At 66.7% G+C, this 20,759-nt stretch carries 18 protein-coding genes and 1 tRNA gene; 6 read left to right on the forward strand and 13 right to left on the reverse strand.

The features are described from left to right. The first annotated feature begins 36 nt into the window (after positions 1 to 36). Positions 37 to 110 (forward strand) — tRNA-Ile (locus tag KI794_RS08320). Positions 111 to 404: 294 nt separating this feature from the next. On the opposite strand, the gene KI794_RS08325 is transcribed toward KI794_RS08320, so the two are convergent. The 11 genes from KI794_RS08325 to efp form a co-directional block, all read right to left on the reverse strand. Beyond that, the gene (locus KI794_RS08325; protein ID WP_255807727.1) at positions 405 to 1,406 is read right to left on the reverse strand and encodes a DMT family transporter; all 1,002 of its coding nucleotides are present in this window, start codon (positions 1,404 to 1,406) and stop codon (positions 405 to 407) included. 9 nt (positions 1,407 to 1,415) lie between these two features. Next, entirely contained in the window at positions 1,416 to 2,318 is a 903-nt protein-coding gene (gene gmk, locus KI794_RS08330; protein ID WP_119283869.1) for a guanylate kinase, read from the reverse strand. Then, on the reverse strand, positions 2,315 to 3,172 hold the full coding sequence (gene pyrF / locus KI794_RS08335; RefSeq protein ID WP_255807728.1) for an orotidine-5'-phosphate decarboxylase: 858 nt from the start codon (positions 3,170 to 3,172) through the stop codon (positions 2,315 to 2,317). The genes gmk and pyrF overlap by 4 nt, the downstream gene beginning before the upstream one ends. Further along, a complete protein-coding gene (gene carB, locus KI794_RS08340; protein WP_255807729.1) occupies positions 3,172 to 6,465 on the reverse strand; it encodes a carbamoyl-phosphate synthase large subunit in 3,294 nt (1,097 codons plus the stop codon). The genes pyrF and carB overlap by 1 nt, the downstream gene beginning before the upstream one ends. Positions 6,466 to 6,471: 6 nt before the next feature. Continuing rightward, entirely contained in the window at positions 6,472 to 7,680 is a 1,209-nt protein-coding gene (gene carA / locus KI794_RS08345; protein WP_255807731.1) for a glutamine-hydrolyzing carbamoyl-phosphate synthase small subunit, read from the reverse strand. Further along, entirely contained in the window at positions 7,677 to 8,234 is a 558-nt protein-coding gene (locus KI794_RS08350) for a PH-like domain-containing protein (RefSeq protein ID WP_119283873.1), read from the reverse strand. The genes carA and KI794_RS08350 overlap by 4 nt, the downstream gene beginning before the upstream one ends. Beyond that, on the reverse strand, positions 8,231 to 9,667 hold the full coding sequence (locus tag KI794_RS08355; protein ID WP_255807733.1) for a dihydroorotase: 1,437 nt from the start codon (positions 9,665 to 9,667) through the stop codon (positions 8,231 to 8,233). The genes KI794_RS08350 and KI794_RS08355 overlap by 4 nt, the downstream gene beginning before the upstream one ends. An 11-nt stretch (positions 9,668 to 9,678) precedes the next feature. After that, positions 9,679 to 10,647, reverse strand: a complete 969-nt coding sequence (locus KI794_RS08360; protein ID WP_255807735.1) for an aspartate carbamoyltransferase catalytic subunit — start codon at positions 10,645 to 10,647, stop codon at positions 9,679 to 9,681. Continuing rightward, entirely contained in the window at positions 10,644 to 11,198 is a 555-nt protein-coding gene (gene pyrR, locus KI794_RS08365; protein ID WP_255807737.1) for a bifunctional pyr operon transcriptional regulator/uracil phosphoribosyltransferase PyrR, read from the reverse strand. Before pyrR ends, KI794_RS08360 begins: the two co-directional genes overlap by 4 nt. 107 nt (positions 11,199 to 11,305) lie before the next feature. Next, complete coding sequence (gene nusB, locus KI794_RS08370; protein WP_119283876.1) at positions 11,306 to 11,722, reverse strand: transcription antitermination factor NusB; 417 nt, start codon at positions 11,720 to 11,722, stop codon at positions 11,306 to 11,308. A gap of 2 nt (positions 11,723 to 11,724) precedes the next feature. Further along, entirely contained in the window at positions 11,725 to 12,288 is a 564-nt protein-coding gene (gene efp, locus KI794_RS08375) for an elongation factor P (protein WP_119283877.1), read from the reverse strand. 123 nt (positions 12,289 to 12,411) lie between these two features. Here efp and KI794_RS08380 point away from each other — a divergent pair, with 123 nt between their 5' ends. From KI794_RS08380 to KI794_RS08390, 3 genes are all read left to right on the forward strand, one after another. Continuing rightward, a complete protein-coding gene (locus KI794_RS08380) occupies positions 12,412 to 12,870 on the forward strand; it encodes a VOC family protein (protein ID WP_119283878.1) in 459 nt (152 codons plus the stop codon). A gap of 62 nt (positions 12,871 to 12,932) precedes the next feature. Next, positions 12,933 to 13,538: an acyl-CoA thioesterase gene (locus KI794_RS08385; RefSeq protein WP_255807739.1), complete on the forward strand. Its 606-nt coding sequence runs from the start codon at positions 12,933 to 12,935 to the stop codon at positions 13,536 to 13,538. A 95-nt stretch (positions 13,539 to 13,633) separates the two neighbouring features. Continuing rightward, positions 13,634 to 14,701 carry a VanZ family protein gene (locus tag KI794_RS08390; RefSeq protein ID WP_255807740.1) on the forward strand — a complete coding sequence of 356 codons (1,068 nt, stop codon included), beginning with the start codon at positions 13,634 to 13,636 and terminating at the stop codon, positions 14,699 to 14,701. A gap of 46 nt (positions 14,702 to 14,747) precedes the next feature. Here the strand turns inward: KI794_RS08390 and KI794_RS08395 are convergent, their stop codons facing one another. Both KI794_RS08395 and KI794_RS08400 read right to left on the reverse strand, forming a co-directional pair. Further along, a complete protein-coding gene (locus tag KI794_RS08395; protein WP_119283881.1) occupies positions 14,748 to 15,647 on the reverse strand; it encodes a hypothetical protein in 900 nt (299 codons plus the stop codon). Positions 15,648 to 15,703: 56 nt separating this feature from the next. After that, positions 15,704 to 17,719, reverse strand: a complete 2,016-nt coding sequence (locus KI794_RS08400) for a vWA domain-containing protein (RefSeq protein ID WP_255807741.1) — start codon at positions 17,717 to 17,719, stop codon at positions 15,704 to 15,706. A gap of 66 nt (positions 17,720 to 17,785) precedes the next feature. Between KI794_RS08400 and KI794_RS08405 the strand changes: the two genes are divergently transcribed. Together KI794_RS08405 and KI794_RS08410 are read left to right on the forward strand one after the other, a co-directional pair. Beyond that, complete coding sequence (locus tag KI794_RS08405; protein WP_255807742.1) at positions 17,786 to 19,228, forward strand: AAA family ATPase; 1,443 nt, start codon at positions 17,786 to 17,788, stop codon at positions 19,226 to 19,228. A gap of 124 nt (positions 19,229 to 19,352) precedes the next feature. Continuing rightward, on the forward strand, positions 19,353 to 20,702 hold the full coding sequence (locus KI794_RS08410) for a purine-cytosine permease family protein (RefSeq protein WP_255807743.1): 1,350 nt from the start codon (positions 19,353 to 19,355) through the stop codon (positions 20,700 to 20,702). Positions 20,703 to 20,759: the final 57 nt, after the last annotated feature.

Consider the following 20,759-nt stretch of genomic DNA (forward strand, 5'->3'; position numbering starts at 1 on the left):
GTGCCGCAATTCCACTAAGCTAGAGCGGTAGCACACGGGGCGTTAGCTCAGTCGGTTAGAGCACTGGACTCATAATCCATCGGTCGCGGGTTCAAGTCCCGCACGCCCTACTCATCGCCGTGTCGCCCAAGGTTCGCCTCCGGGGCAGCAAGGTTCGCCTCCGGGCTGGCAAAGCCCCGACATGTCCATGCGGCGCCCACCAGGTCTTCCCATGTGGTCCGGAAGTTTGGGCCTATGCCTGGTCTCGCATCACAGAATTGTTACGTTCGCCTGCTCGGCGAAGCAAAACGAGTAGGGTTGCCTGCAGGGCTGCTGACAACGGCGTCGCCAGTCCGCCCTCTTCAGGCTCCACCGCTGAGCTACCGTGTGACGAGCGTCCGAGTGGTGTTCGCACGCGCAAGCGACTACTCCGCGTCGTCTGGGGTGACAACTGGCAACTTGCCAGTGTGGTCGAGTACCGACTGGCCCGACTGGGGGTGGAACCGCGAAATGCCGATGACCCCGATCATCGCTGTCGCCCCTGTTACCGCGAAGGCGATTGCGACCCAGAGCGGCGCATCGGCGGCCTCCCCGAGGATGAGGATGCCGATGAGCACCGCCACCATCGGGTCGATGACCGTGAGTCCCGCGACCACGAGGTCCGGCGGCCCAGACGAGTAGGCGTTCTGCACAAACAGCATGCCGAGCAGTCCGCCTGCGGCAAGAGCAGCGACGCATGTCCACGTCAGCCACTCGAAGTCGCCCTGCTGGAAACGCGAGATGACCACCTTCGCGAATGTCGCGACGAAGCCGTAGAGCACTCCGGCGCCGACGATGTAGATGAGCGCGATGCCACGGTGGCGGTAGAGCACGAACATCACGAGCGCCGCAAGGAGCACGACGCCGAACGTGATGAGGATCGCGATGAGTTTCGAGTCTGTGACGACCTGGTCGGCGACGTTCGTCGCCGCGACGAAGACAAACACCGCGATACTCACGACCGCAAGAGCGATCGAGGCGGTGACGCGCTTTCCGAGCTTGACCCCAGAAACCCGGGAGTTCAGCACTGAGGTGATGATGAGGCCGACGACGCCGATCGGCTGGACTATCGTGATCGGCGACAGTGAGAGCGAACCGATCTGGAAGACGACTGCGAGCCCAAGTAGCACTGTTCCCACCACCCAGGAGGGTCTCCTGAGCAGCTTGAGCATATGCCTGATTGAGAGCCCCGCGTGGGCGCTCTCCCCCGTGAGACGTTCGACCTTGTTCAGGCCGCGCGACTGGTACTGCGCGCCAAAGGCGAGAAGTGCTGCACCGATAAGCGCGAGCGGAATCCCCCAGAACTGCCTGGGGTCAACGGCCATGGCCTCGGTCGCAGCCGTGACGATGGTGTCGAGCGCCTGTGGCAGCTCTGTGGGTGAGATCACCTGGAAAGCTTAGCTGTCGCCGCGCATGAGCTCAACGAGGCGTGCGGCAGCAGTCTCAACCTCATCGTTCACGATGATCTCATCGAACTCATCAGCGGCTGCAAGTTCGATCTTCGCGGTCTCGAGCCGGCGGACGCGCTCCTCCTCGCCTTCGGTACCTCGACCGACGAGCCTGCGCACAAGTTCGTCCCAGCTCGGCGGCGCGAGAAACACGAGTCGGGCGTCTGGCATGCTCTGCCGTACCTGACGTGCACCCTGCAGGTCGATTTCCAGGAGCACGACTTCGCCACGCGCGCTCGCGTCCATGACGGGACCGCGCGGGGTCCCATACCGGTATTTGTTATGCACTGTCGCCCACTCGAGCAACTCGTCAGCGGCGAGCATCCTGTCGAAGTCTTCGTCAGTGACGAAGAAGTAGTGCACACCATCGATCTCGCCGGGGCGCGGCGCCCGGGTCGTGGCAGAGACTGAGAGCTTCACGTCTGGGTGATTGTCGCGCACATAGGTCGCGACAGTCCCCTTGCCGACAGCCGTCGGTCCGGCAAGCACGGTGAGCGGCGGTCGCTCCCCGCGCGGTAGCGCGCCTGAGCGCTCACGCACGAACGTCTCGAGCCGTTCGCGCTGCAGCGCGCCAAGCCCACCGAGTCGCTTGCGCTCCGAGATCTGCAGCTCGTCACGAATGCGCTCCGCTTTCACCTGCCCGATGGAGGGAAACGAGAGGAGGTAGTCGGTGATCCTCAGCGTGGCCGCGGCGTGGCCGGGCACCTTCGAGTACTCGAGCACCTTGAGCGGTGAGATCTCGCCGCCGCGCAGCTTGCGCTTCAACTCGGCGCGAGCCTGACGCGCCGCCACGGCCGCCTTGTTTGCCGCGACCCGGTCTACCTCCGGCATTCCTGCCTGCTGCTTCGTCATGATCTCCCGTAGAGCGCCTCAGTGATACGTTCGGCCCGGTCTTGGACGCGGGCCGCGAGGCCATCGCCTCCACCACTAAGGATACTGCGCGATTCGTTCGCGAGCACAGCGTGGCCGATCCCCCCGAAGATCGAGGCAGCGTCCTCGATCCGCGCGCCCTGGTGGCCGAAGCCCGGAGCGAGCACTGGAAGCGCCGGGCTGACGCGCTCAGCCGTATCGATGCCGAAGTCGGCGAGGGTGAGCGTCGCACCGAGCACAACGCCCACTGAACCGACGCCGTCCGTCGGGTGTTCGGCGGCGTTGAACGCGTTCGCGCTCGCGACCATTGACTCGGCGAGCGTCTGACCGTCGCCGCGCACCGCGGTCTGCACCGCACGCGCCTCGGGATTTGACGTGGCCGCGAGCACGAACAGCCCCTTGCCGTGCTCGCGCACGTACGGGAACGCCCCGGCGAGCGTCTCGAAGCCCATATATGGCGCGACTGTCATCGCGTCTGCTTCGAGCGGCGAGCCAGGCGCGAGCCAGGCCTCGGCGTACGCGGCGAACGTCGAACCAATGTCTCCGCGTTTCACGTCGGCGACGATAAGCACGCCAGCGTCACGCGCGTCCGCGAAGACACGCTCCAGCGCGACGAAGCCAGCGGAGCCGAAACGCTCGTAGAAGGAGATCTGGGGCTTCACGCACGCTGCGACGCCGGCGGCGGCCGCGACGACGTCGCGGCCCATCCGCTCGGCGCCTGCGGGTGAATCGTCAAGCCCCCACTCGGCGAGGAGCGGCGCGTGCGGGTCGATACCCACGCACAGGTGCCGGCTCGCGGCGAACTCCGCCGCGAGCCTGGCACCGAAGCTCGGCATCACTCCGCCGCCGCGAGCGCGGCCTGGCGGTCTGCCTCGTACTCCTGCAGCGACTTGACGTCGAAGCCCTGCGCGAGCGCAGACAGCGCACCAACGGCGGCCGAGAGCTCCGAGACCGTCGTGAAGATCGGCTTGTCGGCCGCCACGGCGGCCGCGCGGATCTCGTACCCATCAGCGCGCGCCGAGCTCCCCGAAGGAGTGTTCACGATCATGTCGATCTCACCACGGTTGATGAGGTCGACGATCGTGTCGCCCTCGGCCTGCAACGAGTGCTTGCGCGCGGTCTCCGATGCGATGCCATTGCGGGCGAGCACAACCTGCGTGCCCTGGGTTGCGAGGATGCGGTAGCCGAGCTCCTGCAGGCGAAGCGCGGGCTGCACGACGGCGCGCTTGTCGCGGTCGGCAACCGACAGAAAGACCGTTCCAGATTTCGGCAGGGAGCTGCCGGCCGCTGCCTGGCTCTTCGCGAACGCGGTCGGGAAGTCGCGATCCATACCCATGACCTCGCCGGTCGAGCGCATCTCTGGCCCGAGGAGCGAGTCGACGACCAGCCCCTCGTTGGTGCGGAAGCGCTTGAACGGGAGCACGGCCTCCTTCACGGCGATGGGGGCGTCGATCGGAGCACGCGAGCCGTCGCGCTCGGGGAGGAAACCCTCAGCGATGAGCTGGGCGACGGTCTCCCCCGCCATGATCCGCGAGGCGGCCTTCGCGAGCGGAATACCGAGCGCCTTCGACACGAACGGCACCGTGCGCGATGCGCGCGGGTTGGCCTCGAGCACGTAGAGCACGCCCTGACCGATCGCGAACTGCACGTTGAGCAGTCCGCGCACGCCGATGCCCTCGGCGATGCCAAGCGTCGCCTCGCGCACCTGGGCGATCTGGTCGTGTCCGAGCGTGACTGGCGGCAGGGTGCAGCTCGAGTCACCCGAGTGCACACCTGCTTCCTCGATGTGCTCCATGACGCCGCCGACGTAGAGCTGCTCGCCGTCGTAGAGTGCATCGACGTCGATCTCGATCGCGTCGTCGAGGAAACGATCCACGAGCAGCGGGTGGCCGGGCCCGACGAGGGCGTGACCCTCGATCCGCTCGAAGTACCCGTGCAGCGACTCGGTGTCGTACACGATCTCCATGCCGCGGCCGCCGAGCACGAACGAGGGGCGGACGAGAACCGGGTAGCCGATCTCCTCCGCGATCCGGATCGCGCCTTCCTTATCGATTGCGGTGCCGTTGCGCGGAGCTGTGAGGCCGGCGCGCTCGAGGATCTGGGCGAACGCGCCGCGCTCCTCTGCGAGGTCGATCGCCTCGGGCGTGGTGCCGAGGATCGGGATCCCGGCGTCCTTCAACGGCTGCGCGAGCCCGAGGGCGGTCTGCCCGCCGAGCTGCACGACGACGCCGAGGAGCTCACCCGACGCCTGCTCGGCGTGGATGACCTCAAGCACGTCTTCAAGCGTGAGCGGCTCGAAGTACAGGCGGTCCGACGTATCGTAGTCCGTCGACACTGTCTCGGGGTTGCAGTTGATCATGATCGTCTCGTACCCGGCCTCTGACAGCGCGAACGAGGCGTGCACGCACGAGTAGTCAAACTCGACGCCCTGACCGATACGGTTCGGGCCCGAGCCGAGAATGACGACCTTCTTACGATCCGACGGAGTGACCTCGGTCTCAAGGTCGTACGACGAGTAGTGGTACGGCGTGAGCGCCGGGAACTCGCCGGCGCAGGTGTCGACAGTCTTGAATACCGGGCGCAGGCCAAGACCGTGGCGGAGGCCGCGCACCTCAGACTCCGAGATGCCGCGGATGGCTGCAATCTGCGCGTCCGAGAACCCATGATCCTTCGCCTCGCGAAGCACGTCGAGCGAGAGCTGCGGGGCAGCCTTCACCATCTCAGCTACCTCATTGATGAGCACGATCTGGTCGAGGAACCACGGGTCGATCGAAGTCGACTCGAAGACCTGCTCAATCGATGCGCCAAGGCGCAGCGCCTGCTGCACGTCGACGATACGGCCGTCAGTCGGGCGCTTGATCGTCTCAAGGATGTCAGCAACCGGGCGGCTCTCTTCACCCCAATGGAACGACGTGCCGCGCTTCTCAAGCGAGCGCAGCGACTTCTGCAGCGCGGTCGTGAAGTTGCGGCCGATCGCCATCGCCTCGCCAACCGACTTCATGGTCGTCGTGAGGGTGTCATCTGCGGCAGGGAACTTCTCGAACGCGAAGCGCGGGGTCTTCACGACAATGTAGTCGATAGCCGGTTCAAACGACGCGGGTGTCTTCTGCGTGATGTCGTTCGGGATCTCGTCGAGCGTGTAGCCGATCGCGAGCTTCGCCGCGATCTTCGCGATCGGGAATCCTGTTGCCTTCGAGGCGAGCGCCGACGAGCGCGAGACGCGGGGATTCATCTCGATGACGACGACGCGGCCGTCCCTCGGGTCGATCGCGAACTGGATGTTGCAGCCGCCGGTATCGACGCCAACGCGGCGGATGATGTCGATAGAGATGTCGCGGAGGTTCTGGTACTCGCGGTCGGTGAGCGTGAGCGCCGGTGCGACGGTGATCGAGTCACCGGTGTGCACGCCAACTGCGTCGACGTTCTCGATCGAGCAGACGACGACAGCGTTGTCCTTGGTGTCGCGCATGAGCTCAAGCTCATACTCCTTCCACCCGAGGATCGACTCCTCGAGCAGCACCTCCGTCGTCGGGCTGTAGTGCAGGCCGTCGGTGACGATGCGCACGAGCTCTTCCTCGGTGTACGCGAAGCCCGAGCCAAGGCCACCCATGGTGAACGAGGGGCGAACCACGAGCGGGTACCCGAGATCCTTTGCGTACTCCTTCGCGTCCTCGAGGGTGTTCGCGACGTACGACTTTGCGACTCCCGCGCCGGCAGCGATCGCGATGTCCTTGAACAGCTGGCGATCCTCGCCCTTCTGGATCGCGTCGACCTTCGCGCCGATGAGCTCGACGCCGTACTTGTCGAGAATCCCTTGCTCGTGGAGCTCCATGGCCGCGTTGAGGGCTGTCTGCCCGCCGAGGGTCGGAAGGATCGCGTCTGGCTTCTCCTTCTGGATGATCGTCTCGATGACCTCGGCCGTGATTGGCTCGACGTAGGTCGCGTCAGCGAAGTCGGGGTCGGTCATGATCGTCGCAGGGTTCGAGTTCACGAGAATGACGCGTACGCCTTCCTCGCGAAGCACGCGGCAGGCCTGAGTTCCCGAGTAGTCGAACTCGCAGGCCTGGCCGATGACAATCGGGCCAGAGCCGATGACGAGGACAGAGTTGATGTCTGAACGCTTGGGCATGTCTGGTTAAGCTCCCTGAGTGGTGGTGTCGTCGGCTGCGGCGCGGTCTTGGACCAGAGCGCGGAAGCGGTCGAACAGGTAGAAGGCATCGTGCGGGCCGGCGGCCGCCTCGGGGTGGTACTGCACCGAGAACGCTGGGATGTCGAGGCACTCGAGGCCCTCGACAACCTGATCGTTCAGGCTGTAGTGACTGACCTGGACGCGACCGAAGCCGGCAGGCGACTCGAACTCGCCGTCGATCGGCGCGTCGACTGCGAAGCCGTGGTTCTGCGCGGTGATCTCGACGCGACCGGTGCGCTTGTCGAGCACTGGCTGGTTGATACCACGATGCCCGAAGGGCAGCTTGTAGGTGTCGAGACCGAGCGCGCGGCCGAGCAGCTGGTTGCCGAAGCAGATACCGAAGTACGGCAGGCCGTCGCGCAGCAGCTGCGCGAGGAGCTCGACCTGTGCGTCGCTTGCAGCAGGGTCACCAGGGCCGTTCGAGTAGAAGAGCGAGTCTGGTGCGAGCTCGCGGATCTCTTCGAGCGTCGTCTGCGCAGGCAGCACTGTCACATCGAAGCCGTGCTCCGAGAGGTACTGCACTGTCGCACGCTTGATGCCGAGGTCGAGCACTGCGATCGAGCCGACGCGCTGGACGCCCTCGGCAGACGGCACCTCATACCGCTCAGGGGTCGTGACCTCCGCCGACAGGTTCTTTCCCGCCATACCAGCCTGGTCACGAACGAGCGCGAGTTGCTCGTCAGCTGACAGCTCGAGGTCTGCACCCGAGAACACGCCAGCGCGCATGGCGCCGACCGAACGGATCTTCCGGGTGACGGCCCGGGTGTCGATCCCGGAGATGCCGACGACGCCGTCGTTGACAAGATCCTCATCGAGTGAGCGCTGGGCGCGGAAGTTTGATACCCGACGAGCCGGATCGCGGACGACGAAGCCCTCGACCCAAATCTTGCGAGACTCCATATCGGTGTCGTTTACACCGGTGTTTCCGATGTGCGGCGCGGTCATCATCACGATCTGCCCCGCATACGAGGGATCGGTCAACGTCTCCTGGTACCCGGTCATCCCCGTCGAGAACACAATCTCGCCAAGCGAGCGTCCGGTCGCGCCGTATGCGCGACCTTCGTATCGCGTACCATCCTCGATCACGAGCACAGCTGCTCCTGTGGGGAGTGCGGATGCTGGCGGCACCGTCACTTCATTCGTCGTCGTGGTCACGCGTCCTCCTGGCTCGTGTGGGTGGTCTTGCTTGAAGCAATTGGGGGTGAAAAGTTCTCGGTGGCTGTGCCCGGGGCGATCTCGCCAACTGCGGCTGCGAATCGTCGCTGGTCGCCAACCGTCGAAAAACGGAAACTCGACTCGACTGGGCGCCCATCGGTGCCCTCCCAGCCCAGCAGCGCGAGGCCATCGCGTTCGACGACCTTTCCGATGCGGCCACCGGCCGAGTCGGTGCCGCGCACGCTTGCAGCGGCGAGGTGGACCGGGCGTTCGCCTGTCACAGCAATCTCGACGCCGTCGCGGCGAACCGTGACGTCAGCCCAACCCTTGTAGCGCAGGCCCGGGATCGCGAGCCGCTCAAGCGGCGCGCCCGCCGGCGTCGTCGAGACGTAGCCGACGTGCTCGAACGTCTGCACGACGTCACCGGCGAGGCCGTGGTCGGGCAGCGCGAGCCCTGCGTCGCGCCGATTGCGTGCGCGCCAGGCGAGCGCCATAAAGGTGAGGATCCCGGAGGCGATGACGAGCCACAGGATCAGGAACATTGTGCGGCTCATGCGCTCGCTCCGTTCTGTGCGTTCAAGTGCTGTGCAGCCGCATTCCGTGCAGCCGCGTGCTCGGCAACGAGTGCCGTGTCGATGAGCTCGCCGTCTGCGAGCGTCAGGTAGCCCTTCCTAATGGTGTGCGCGACCCGGCCTGGCAGCTCCATCCCGAGGAACGGCGAGTTTGTGCTGAGCCCATGCAGGCGCGCGGTGTCGAACACGCTGACGCCCTCGGGGTCGACGAGCACGATGTCGGCTGGCTGGCCGACGTCGATGGCGCTCGGGTGCTCCCCGTCGGCGCCAACCGCGAGCCTGCCGATTTCGGCGGGCTTTCGCGACAGCAGCGCCTCGAGCTCGGCCCAGCTGGCGTGCCCGGGCTGGATGAGCGAGAGCAGCGCGATCGGGAAGGCCGATTCGAGGCCGACCATCCCGAACGCCGCCGAGTCCCACTCGCATTCCTTGGCTTCGACTGGATGCGGCGCGTGGTCGGTGGCGACGATGTCAATGAGCCCGTCGGCGACGGCCTGCCTGAGCGCGCGAACGTCTTCCTCCCGACGAAGGGGCGGGTTCACCTTGTAGCGCGCGTCGTAGCTGCGCGCGAGATCCTCGGTGAGAATGAGGTGGTGTGGCGTCACCTCCGCGGTCACCTGAATGCCGCGAGCCTTCGCCCACCGAATCACCTCGACCGATCCGGCCGTCGACAGGTGGCAGATGTGCAGCCTCGCGCCGACGTGCTCTGCGAGCAGCACGTCGCGAGCGATGATCGATTCCTCGGCGACCGCTGGCCACCCCTTCAGTCCGAGCTCGCTTGAGAGCGCGCCCTCGTTCATCTGCGAGCCCTCGGTGAGGCGGGGATCCTGCGCGTGCTGCGCGATCACGCCGTCAAACGTTTTCACGTATTCGAGGGCGCGGCGCATGAGCAGCGGATCGTGCACGCACTTGCCGTCGTCGGAGAAGACGCGCACCTGCGCGCGGGACTGAGCCATCGCACCGATCTCGCTCAGGCGCTCACCCGCGAGGTCCTCGGTGACGGCGCCGATGGGGCGCACAGTCGCGTAGCCGGCAGCGTCGCCGAGAGCCTGCACTTGTTCGACAACCCCGGCCGTATCCTGCACGGGTAGCGTGTTCGCCATCGCGAACACTGTCGTGAACCCGCCGGCCGCGGCGGCGCGGGTGCCTGTCAGCACGGTCTCCGATTGCTCGAATCCCGGCTCACGGAGGTGGGTGTGGAGGTCGACGAAGCCGGTGAACGCGACGAGGCCGTCGGCGTCGATGACGTGCTCGCCGTCGCGCGGCTCGAGCCGGGGCTTCCCCGCGACTCCGCCGCGCTCGACAATGCGGCCGTCCGCGACACGCAGGTCCATCTGCTGAGCGCCGGTGATGTCGGCGCCGCGCTCGACGAGGTCGGCCGCGAGTCGCGCGCCGCGGATCAGGATCCCTTGAGTCATTACCTTCTCCTTCATCCTTCGGTTCGTTCGCTCTGGGGCCGCTCGCCTGACAGCAGCAGGAAGAGGCAGGCCATGCGCACTGAGACGCCGTTCGCGACCTGCTCGAGCACTGTCGACCGTGGCGAGTCGGCGGCGCCCGAGGAGATCTCGAGGCCGCGGTTCATTGGGCCGGGGTGCATCACGATCGCGCGCTCTTGGAGGCGAGCGAGTCGAGCGTCGTCCAGCCCCCAGTTGCGGGCGTACTCGCGTTCGTTCGGGAAGAACGCAGCGTGCATGCGTTCCGTCTGGATCCGGAGCATCATGACGACGTCGGGCTGTTCCGAGGCAAGGGCTTCATCGAGCGAGTGGTACAGCGTCACCGGCCAGTCGCGCACGCCGAAGGGCAGGAGCGTTTCGGGCGCAACGAGGCTCACCTTCGCCCCGAGCGCGTGCAGCAGCCAGAGGTTCGAGCGCGCGACGCGCGAGTGGGCGATGTCGCCGACGATGATTACGGAGGCGCCATCGAGGCCCCTGCCCCTGCTCGCATCGCCGTGCAGGCGACGGCGCATCGTGAACGCGTCGAGTAGGGCCTGCGTTGGGTGCTCGTGCATTCCGTCGCCTGCGTTGAGCACCCCCGCATCGATCCAGCCGCTCGAGGCGAGACGCGCTGCAGCGCCGCTCGCGGGGTGACGAATGATCACTCCGTCGGCGCCGATCGCCTGCAGCGTCTGCGCGGTATCCTTCAGGGACTCGCCCTTCGAGACCGAGCTCCCCTTCGCGCTGAAGTTGATGACGTCTGCGGAGAGCCGCTTCGCGGCAGCCTCGAACGAGATCCGGGTGCGCGTCGAATCCTCGAAGAAAAGGTTGACGACTGTCTTGCCACGAAGCGTGGGGAGCTTCTTCATCTCGCGCTGCTGGGTCGCGGCCATGTCCTCGGCGGTGTCGAGGATCAGGATCGCGTCATCCCGGTTCAACGTGCGCGTGTCGAGCAGGTGCCTCATGCGTGTTCCCCCGCGTCTCGCGTGCCACCACTGATCGTGACCGAGTCCTCGCCGTCGTGCTCCGCGAGCTTCACCGAGATGCGCTCATCGCGCGAACTCGGGAGGTTCTTGCCGATGTAGTCTGCGCGGATCGGGAGTTCGCGGTGCCCTCGGTCGATGAGCGCCGCGAGTCTGACTGCCTTTGGCCTGCCGTGGTCGCCAAGCGCGTCAAGCGCGGCTCGCACGGTTCGGCCGGAGAACAGCACATCGTCCACGAGCACGACCGTGACGCCGTCGACGCTTACGGGCATGTCTGTGGGGTGCGGGGTGCGAGTCGGGTGCTGCGCGAGATCGTCGCGGTACATCGTCGTGTCGAGGCTCCCGACTGGAACGTCGACACCCTCGATACGCGAGATGTTCTCGGCGATCCGCTGCGCGAGCATCGACCCGCGAGTGGGGATGCCGACAAGCACGAGGTCAGCAACTCCCTTGTTTGCCTCGATGATTTCATGCGAGATTCGGGTCAAGGCCCGCGAAATCTCGGCTCCATCGAGAACCGTTCGCGTGGTCATTCACCGCCCCCCTTCTGCGCCTCACTGGACACCATTAAAGAAAAGCTGTAGCTGCACTAGTCTAGCGCACCGTTCGCACCGCATTCACCCACAGACGCTGATTCAGGCTACGCGCCCGCGTGCTCCGCAATCTTGCCGAGCACACCGTTCACGAAGCGACTCGAATCGTCTGTCGAGTACTCCTTTGCGAGGGCGACCGCCTCGTTGATCGCGACCGCGGCAGGAACCTCGGGGTTGTGCAGCATCTCCCATGAAGCGATTCGCAGCAGTGCGCGGTCGACGTTCGGCATCCGCTCGATCGTCCAGCCCTGGGCGTAGCTCGCGATGAGTTCGTCGATCTCCTCGCGGTGATCGTTCACGCCGTCGACGATCTCGCGGGCGTAGAGCCACGAGGCGACGCGGTCGGGCTCGCCGACCGCGCGCTTCGCTTCATCTGCGACAACTTCCATGACCGGCGTGTTCATCACATCGGCCTGGAAGAGCATGTCAAGGGCGCGCTTGCGCGCCTTCGTCCGTGCTGACACGCCTAGTCGTTGACGCGGCCGAGGTAGTCACCCGAGCGGGTGTCGATCTTCACCTTGGTGCCGGCCTCAAGGAAGAGCGGCACCTGGATCTCAGCGCCGGTCTCAACAGTCGCGGGCTTCGTGCCGCCTGTCGAGCGGTCGCCCTGAAGGCCGGGTTCGGTGTAGGTCACTTCAAGCACGACCGAGGCGGGAAGCTCAAGGTAGAGCGGCTCACCCTCATGGAGGCCGATCTGGACCTGCTGGTTCTCAAGCATGAACTTGTGAGCGTCTCCGACGACGACCGCGGGAACCGTGATCTGATCGTAGTCAGACATGTCCATGAAGACGAAGTCAGCACCGTCCTGGTAGAGGTACTGGAAGTCGCGGCGATCGACGGTTGCCGTCTCGATCTTCGTTCCAGCGTTGTAAGTCTTGTCGATGATCTTGCCCGAGACGACGTTCTTCTGCTTGGTGCGGACGAACGCGCCGCCCTTACCTGGCTTGACGTGCTGGAACTCGAGGACGCTCCAGAGCTGGCCCGCCTCCTTGATAACGGTGCCGTTCTTAATGTCGTTCGAGGTTGCCATGCGGTGTTCTCCAAAGCCTGAGTGAAAGTTCGTGCGCCGTGCGCGCCGATCCATCTTACACCGCGGGGGCTCGGCACGCCTTGGGGGCTACAGGTTTCGGCCGTCGCGACGTACCATGACGCCATGGCACTGCACTGGAAACTCATCATTGATTCTGTCGAGCCACATCCGCTCGCTGATTTTTGGGCGGCCGCGCTCGAGTACGTTGTCGAGGATCCTGGCGCGCTCGTCTCCGAACTCGTGCGGAACGGTGACCTTCCCGAGTCGGAGACCATCGTGCATGCCGGGACACCGAGATTCGCGGGCCTCGCTGCCGTTCGCCACCCCGACGACCCATTTGATCCTGTAACTGGCGCCGGTCACGGCCGGCGCATCCTCTTCCAGGCTGTCCCCGAACAGAAGTCAGGAAAGAATCGCCTTCACATTGACGTCCATGACACAGAACGCACGCTCGAGGAACTCGCGCACAGGCTCGAGCTGCTGGGCGCCACGCGCGTCGAGCGCATAGACCAGGGCCCCGCGGGCGTCTGGTGGATCATGCGCGATCCTGAAGGCAACGAGTTCTGCGCGGTTGGCGCGTAGCAGTTTTGTGCACACCCGCCAATACTGCGCGCGGGGACTTAGCTATCTTCTAGTATCGGGGCATGCATATGCTTCCTCGTACGCTCTGGCACAGGTGGTTCGTGGGCCCGCGAGGGCCGCGCCTCGATTTCAGCGCTGTCTCGCGTTCCGACTTTCGAGTGTGGCCGACAGACCTCGACATCCTGCGGCACATGAATAACGGCAAGTACCTCTCACTCATGGACGTTGGCCGCTTCGACCTCATGCAGCGAAACGGCGTGCTCGACCTCTTCGCTCGCGAGGCCTGGTATCCGGTCGTCGTTGGCCAGACAATTTCGTACCGCAAGTCGCTGAACCCTTGGATGAAGTTCACCATCGAGTCACGCATTCTGGGTGTCGACGAGCAGGCTGTCTACATGGAGCAGCGTTTTGTGCGCCCCGCGCCGAGCGGGAGCGCGATCGCAGGCGAACCCGAGGTGTATGCTCGGGCGATCGTACGTGCCCGGATCCTTCGCCGCGCGGGCGGCGTCGTGCCAATCGACGAAATTCTTGCGAGGTCGGGCGCTGAGCCTGACGCGCTGCACGTCCCTGCTGAGTATCTCACCTGGGGCGAGACGACCAAGCTGCCGTCGACGCGAGTCGACGCCCCGAGTACGTGGGGTGAAGGTTCCCACTCGTCGAGGCAATAGCGGCTGTCGAAGTGACGGCGGCGGTCCAGGCATTAGCGGCGGTCAAAGTAATAGCCACGGTCGAGGGAGCCGACGCGAGGCGCTAGCGTAGCGGTATGGAAGCACGGATCTGGCCTGGACTCATCGCCATTCTCTTTGGCAGCCTGTTTCTCATCGTCATCATCGTGCCGTTGATCGCCGCGAACTACCGCAGGTTCGGCCGGCTCTCCCCCGGCCGAATCTTCATCTGGGGTGCGTTTACTGTCTACGCGTGCGCTCTGCTGACGTACACCATGCTGCCGCTGCCTGAACCTGGCAGCTACGAATGCGTCGCTCCAAGGTTTACCCCGGGAGACTCCGTCGCCGACATTGCCGACTACGACACATCGTCGGCGCGTGCGCTCGTCACGAACCCCGCGGTGCTGCAGATCGCCTTCAACGTCCTGCTATTCATGCCGCTCGGGTTCTTCACCCGCCTCCTTTGGGGGCGCGGTGTGCTCGCGACGGCGCTCATCGGTCTCGGGATCTCGCTCTTCATCGAGACCTCTCAGCTCACCGGCCTCTGGGGCATCTATGACTGCGCCTACCGCCTCTTCGACGTCGATGACATTATCGTGAACACTACGGGCGGGCTCCTCGGCGCTCTTCTCGCAGCCATGCTCAGGCTGCGGCCGGTGACCCCGCGTGGTGAGCTCGGACCGCGCCCGGTCACGTTCGGGCGCCGCTTCCTCGGGATGCTTGGCGACCTGGTCTCCGTCGGGTTCATCAGCGTCGTCGCTGAGATCTCGCGAAACCTCGTGCAGATCAGCGTGCTCGGCCAGGACCCGGCGGTCGTGGCCGAAAACCCGTCGCCTGCGTTTGGCTGGGTAGCGGCGCTCGCGATCCAGCTCGCGCTCGTCCTACTGACGGGCCGCACGATTGGCGACTTCATTGTCAACGTGAGGTACAAACCTGGCGCCGTCCCCGCGGCGCTCGCCCGGCCGCTCCGCTTCATCGGCGGCATCGGCGGCTACCAGCTGCTGAATGCACCGGCCCTGACCGACGCCGGTTTCGGGTGGGCGCCGGGGCTATTCACGCTCACCGTGTTTGTGTGGGCGATCGCAACGCCCGACCGCTCCGGCCTTGCGGGCAACATCTCGGGCCAGCGTGTCGTTGATGCGTTCAGGGCGGCCCCGGAAGCGTAGGCACGGCGCAACCTGAGCTGAGGCGGGAACCAATCGGCCCCCTCGCCTACCCGATCGGCGGGCGGGCGCCGAGGTGGGGGCCTTGGTTTCCGACCTCGCGGGTGTTCACCCTGACGCTGCGCTCGCTCGTGTCGAACAGTTCACGGGCGGCGAACCTGCCGCCGCTGAGCGTTCCGTGTACCCACGTGAAGCTGCTCCCGTCGAGCAGCGGCTCGCGAGCGGCGACGTGCATGAGCTGCAGCATCAGGATCTCGGGGAGCGCAGGATGCGGCCCGTGCGAGTGACTGAGCCCGACGAGTGGCGGCTTCGGCGTTGCGGGCACCAGCCTCAGCGTCCAGGACACTTCGCCGCCCTGCACCGCACCAGCCTGCACCGCGCCAGCCTGTCCCGCACGAGCCTGCACCGCGGCTACGCCCCGCGGAACGGCGTCAAGTAGCTCGAATTCGGCGGTCACCTCGGGGGCGAGGATGAGCGGCGCGGCGAGCGACAGCGGACTGCTCGGTTGGCGTGCTGCAGCGCGGAAGAGGGCGACCCAGCCGTCGCTCCCAAGCCCGTAGATGGTCGGCACGACGGCGAGCGAGGCATCGGCCATGAGCGCGCGGGCGAGCGCGGCGTGATCGGCGCCGGCGGCCCAGAACTCTTCGGGCTCGGGGACGCGCAGGTCGCGCCAGCCAGCTACCTCACGAGCGAGCTCAAAGCCGCGGGTGAAGCGCACTGCTTCGAGGCCGTCAATGCTTGAGAATGCCGCCTGACCGAGGTCCCCCTGCCTGGCTGCCAGCGCGGCGACATCGAGCATCGCCTCGGCGCCGCTCGCTGGCGCGGTTCCGCCGGCAGCCCGGCGGCCCTCGGCGTGTGCTCGGTCGAGCTCGTCGGCGAGGTCCGGAAACAGCAGCCTCGCGAGGCGTGCCTCGTTCTCCGACCCCTGCGCGCCCACATTTCCTGGCATAGTGTTCCCTCCGCTCCGAGCCTATCGGGGTTCGATCGGTCGCGCGGACTCGCAGGCTAGCGCCCGAGTCCAGCCTCAGTGACCAGGCGCTCGAGCACGACAGGGAGCTCCTCCGCCGCGTCGAGCCGCATTCCGTCAGGCGCGAAGCGTGCGGCGAGATCGTCGGTGTTGATCCCGATCCCGAACACCGTCACCCCGAGCGCTCTGAGTCGCGCGAGCTCGCGGGCTGCCGCCGTCGCGTCGTTCGTGCCGCCATCGCTGACGAGGATCGCGATGCGTCGGCGCGAGACCGCGTCGCTACCGGGCCTGCCGCTCGGCCCGCTGCTCTGCCTGCTACCGAGCCAGCCCCCAAGCCCGAACTCTGTGGCTGCCGCCCTGAGCGCCGCGGCGTCGTTCGTGGAGCCCTGCGGAGCGTGGATGGCCGAGTCCAGCGCGACGCGTGCGGCGTCGTCGAGCGCGCCTGCAAGCGGCTTCACCGTGAGAGGCGTGGAGTCGAACACGATGAGCGCCGTGCGCAGGCTCAGCTCGAGATCGATGCCGAGCGCGCCTTCCTCGGCAGCGATGTCGCGTTCGACACCCGCGAGCGCTTCAAGCATGATGAGCGCCGCGGTCGCGGCTGCCGAGGCAGCGGGGCCCTGCATTGACGCCGAACGGTCGATCAGCAGCACGTAGTCGGTGCTGCCCTCCCGCCGGCTGCGCCTTGGGCGTCGCTCGCGTCGGAGAAACGCGCGCGGCCGCTCAACTCCGGCTGCCGCATCGGCGACGGCCCGTACGAGCGATTCGCGATCGAGTAGGTCGCCCTCGGGCTCGGGCGTGCGGGAGAACGCGCGCTCGAGGTGCACCCGCTCGGAGACAATCTGCCGCCACACGTCGCGCACGCGCTCAATGCTGCGGGCGTGCTGCGTCACCCTGTCCCGATAGCTCGACAGCGCCGCCGCACCGCCGCCACCGCCCGGGGTGCCGAGTTCTGTCGCGCGGTCGGGCCGGTCGTAGTCGGCATCGTGGCTGGTGTCGCGGTCGGCGTCGTCTGGGCGTGCGAGTTCGGGGAGCTCCATTCCTTCGACCCAGGATCCCGATGCCGGGAGCGGCGTCGATAGCACTGTCTCTACAAAGCCCGCCTGCTCCGCGGCGAACAGATCGGCACCCTCGGCGCCGTCCTTGCGGTCGCCGGCGCGCGCCTGCTCGGTGTCGTCATCGCTCGTCGCGGTGCCGCCGGGCGCCTCGTCGCCATCGGTCTCGCCACCGGCACCGTCGTCGCCGTCGGTCTCGTCACCTGCAGCGTCGTCTCCTGCACCGTCGTCGGTCTGTTCAGCAGCAGCAGCTAGGGAACTGTCGAACGCGTCGGCGCCGGGATCCTGATCCGCGGACTCGCCGCCAGCCCGACCGTCCTGCGGCGCGCGCCCGACAATGTCTAGGGCGAGCAGCCGAAGATACGCCGGAGCGAACAGGCCGTACGCGCGCTCGAACCGTTCGATCGGCGAGCGTCGGGGGTCCGGCGAGAGCGCGAGAAGCAGCGCGCCCGAGGTCATGCCCGCCGCCCCGTCGAGGGCCGCAAGCTCCCGCTGCACCTCGGGGGCGAGAGAGTCGTGGTAGGGCGCGGTCCCGGCTCCCCCGCTCGCCCAGCGCGCGGCGGCGGTGTCCAGGACGAGCGACACCCATTGGAGATGCCGCGGCAGCTCGGCTGGATTCGCCCAGCCCGCGGCGACAATCGCCCGCACCACGGGCATTCGCAGGTTCGGGAGCGCGGCGAGCAGCTCCGCCGCCGCGAGGAGCCGATCGAGCGCCGCGAGCAGCGGTTCAAGCTCGGGCCGCGCGCCGCCGAGCGCGAGCCGCCGGCTGCGGCGCGACGGCGCGACCCGCACTTCGCGCACTGATTCCCAGAGCAGCAGCAGCGCGCGAGCGACCACGTCGTCGGGGTCGCCCGACACGGTGGCCCAGCCCAGCCCGACGTGCGCGACTCCATCCCGCACGCTCCAGGCATCGCCGTCGTGCACGACGACAGGGATGCCGAGGACGGCTGAGGCAGCCGCGAGCGCGCCGCGCGTCACAGCCTCGCCCCGCACATGCTCCATGCGCACCACACTACCGAGAACACCTCAAGGAGAACTCGGCTCACCGCCTGATGGTAGCGTGGCAGCATGCTCTCGTACGACGCAAATCCAGTGCTCGCCGAGGCCGCAGACGTCAGCCGGGAGCTTGCGCGCACCCGCCGCGTCGCCGCCGGGGGAACGTCGCCACGCGCCGCGCTCGCCGCCGACGCGCAGCAGGCGCTGGAGGGGCGTCTCCAGGCACTCTACGACGACCCCGAGAGCAGGGAGATCATCGACCGCGCCCTGACTGAACGGGCGGCGACGCTGCGCGCCGCGGTGACCGCCTGGCGCGCGACCTTGTCGGCGCGCGAGCTGCGACAGCAGGCCGCCGCGGTCGCGACGGATGCCGCGCGCGAGGGGCGGTCGCTGATCCAGGCCGAGGCGCTGCTCGTCGCGACGCTTCACGGACGCGCAGACAGAATTGAGGCGGACCGCGAAGTCGCGCTGCAGGATCGTCTGACGACGGAAGAGGCTCGCGACGGGGCGCTCGCGGCGCTCGCCGCAATCCGCATCCGCGAAGCCCGGGCACAGTTGCGTCGCGGGCTGCTACTCACCGGTCAGATGCGCGCGATTATCGCCGAGGCGACGCCGGCCCTCACCCGCGGAGAGCCGCTGCTGCTGCTCGGAGAGACTGGCGGCGCAAAGACCGCGCTCGCCGAGTACCTCTCGCGCATCGAGCTCGGGAGCGAGCCGGAGCTCGTCTCCGGGTACGGCGACATCACAAGCTCGCAGCTCATCGGCAGCCACGAGCTGCGCTCAGACGGCGGAGCAACCGTGAGTGTCTTCGTGCCAGGCCCCCTGCTTCGCGCAATGACCGAGGGGCGGCCAGTTATCCTCGACGAGGTGAACGCGATGCCCGCCGAGTTTCTCAAGCGACTCAACCGCATCCTGCAGCTGCGACCGGGACAGTCGTTTGCCGTGCAGGAGAACAACGGCGAGGCTGTTGAGATCGCCCATGGATTCGCCATCCTCGCGACCGCCAATGAGCAGACGCCTCACCGGTACCGCGGCATCGATCGCATGAGCGCCGAGCTTGTCAACAGGTTCGGCGCGAACAGTTACCGGGTGCACTACCCCGACGCTGGCCTCGAGTACACGGACGCCCCGCGCGAGAATGCGCTCCTCGCGGCCGCCGCCATCGCCGACGAGACGGGGAACGTCCCGCTGCCAACCGACGATCTCGAGCGGGTCGCGCGCGCCGCGTTCATCAGCCAGCAGGTGTTTGCTGGTGCGCACGGGGAAGGCTTCGGTCGATTCGTGTCGACGGAGCGCGAGATCGATGGGCGGCCTGGCCTCGAAGAGTCCGTGCTCGCGCCACGCACGCTCGTCGCAATCGTGCAGAAGGTTGCCGGGAGCGCCGGGCAGGTCACCCTCGACCACGCGCTCGGCAGGTTCGTCGATGGTGTGATGCACGCGGAGGATCGTCAGGTGCTCACCCTCATCCTGCGATCTCAGGGATTCCTCGTGGGAGCCCGAGTTCACACGAGCTGACGACGGCACTGCCTGTGCACACCGCACATAATGGAGTCAACAAAGTGCACTCGGCACAGTGACGGGGTGTCCACTCGAGCATAGCCTGGCGATGACCCTCTTCCATTCCTAGGCAAGGATGCTCATGGCAAGCAGCACGCACGGCGACGATTTCGCGCTCACGAGAGTGCCCCAGTCCTCACGCAAGCACTGGTTCGGGATCGCAGTGCAGCGATTCGGTCAAGTGTCTGCACTCTCCCAATTCCTGCTCGGCGCGACCCTCGGCTACGCGATGACGTTCGGCGACGCCGTGCTCGCGTTTCTACTGGGTTCGCTGATCCTCGAGGTCGTCATCGTCTTCGTCGGGCTCATCGGCCAGCGCGAGGGCCTGAACACCTCGCTGCTCGCGAAGTGGACAGGCTTCGGCGAGGTCGGAGCCTCCCTCGTCGGGCTCGCGATCGGCATCAGCCTCATCGGCTGGTTCGGCATTCAGTCCGCCATCTCCGCCCAGTCGCTCGACAACCTCATGCCCGGCATCTTCCCTGTGTGGGTCTGGAGCCTCCTCTTCGGGCTCGCTGTCACGGCGATCGTCGCGTTTGGCTTCAAGGGAATGCAGCTGCTCGCGAATGTCACGGTTCCGTTGTTTCTCATCCTTGTCGGCTGGTCAGTCATCAGCGAGCTCTCCCGGCACGACATCGGCGAGCTCATGACCGGGCCGCCGCCCGGGCCAGCGATGAGCGTGTGGGCCGGCACTGGCATCGTCGCCGGCGGACTCATCGTCGGCGCGATCATCTCTGCAGACATGACGCGGTTCAACCGCACCGGGCCGGACGTCGTGAAGCAGACAGTCGTCGGCGTGACCCTCGGCGAGTTCGTCATCGGGCTCTCGGGCGTGCTGCTCGCACACGCCACCGCGAGCGGCGATATCGTCGCCATCATCACCTCCTCGGTCGGTTTCGTTGGACTGCTCATCGTCATCACCGGGACGCTGAAGATCAACGACTGGAACCTCTACTCGTCGACGCTCGGCCTCGTGAACTTCATCTCGACGGCGTTCGGCAAGAACCTCAACCGAGTCACTACGACGGTCGTGCTCGGCGTCGTCGGTTCGGTCCTGGCCGCCGCTGGCATTCTCGGCCAGCTCACCGGGTTCCTCACCCTGCTCTCCGTCGCGTTCCCGCCGATCGCCGGCATCATGGTCGCCGAGTACTTCATCGTGAAGATCTGGCGCCCCGAGCTCGAGGCCTCCCGCGCCGAGGGCCGCCTCCCGGCCACGGCACCGCGGCTCGTCCCCGCGACGATCATCATTTGGCTCGTCTCCTCGGTCGCGGGCTACTTCATCACCTGGGGTATCCCCGCGGTGTTCTCCCTGCTCATCTCGATGGTGCTCTACATCATCGCCGGAAAGCTCGGGTGGGTGCGCCCGGTCGGCACCGTGCAGACCCGCGAGCCTGAGGCTGCTGCTGGCACAGCGAGCACAGCCGGCACCGCCTAGCCCACACTTGCGGCCTCCCCCGGCCGCCCCTTCTCTTCCCACACCCAGCGAAAGCGA

The organism is Leucobacter aridicollis, assembly GCF_024399335.1.
GTDB lineage: Bacteria > Actinomycetota > Actinomycetes > Actinomycetales > Microbacteriaceae > Leucobacter > Leucobacter aridicollis_A.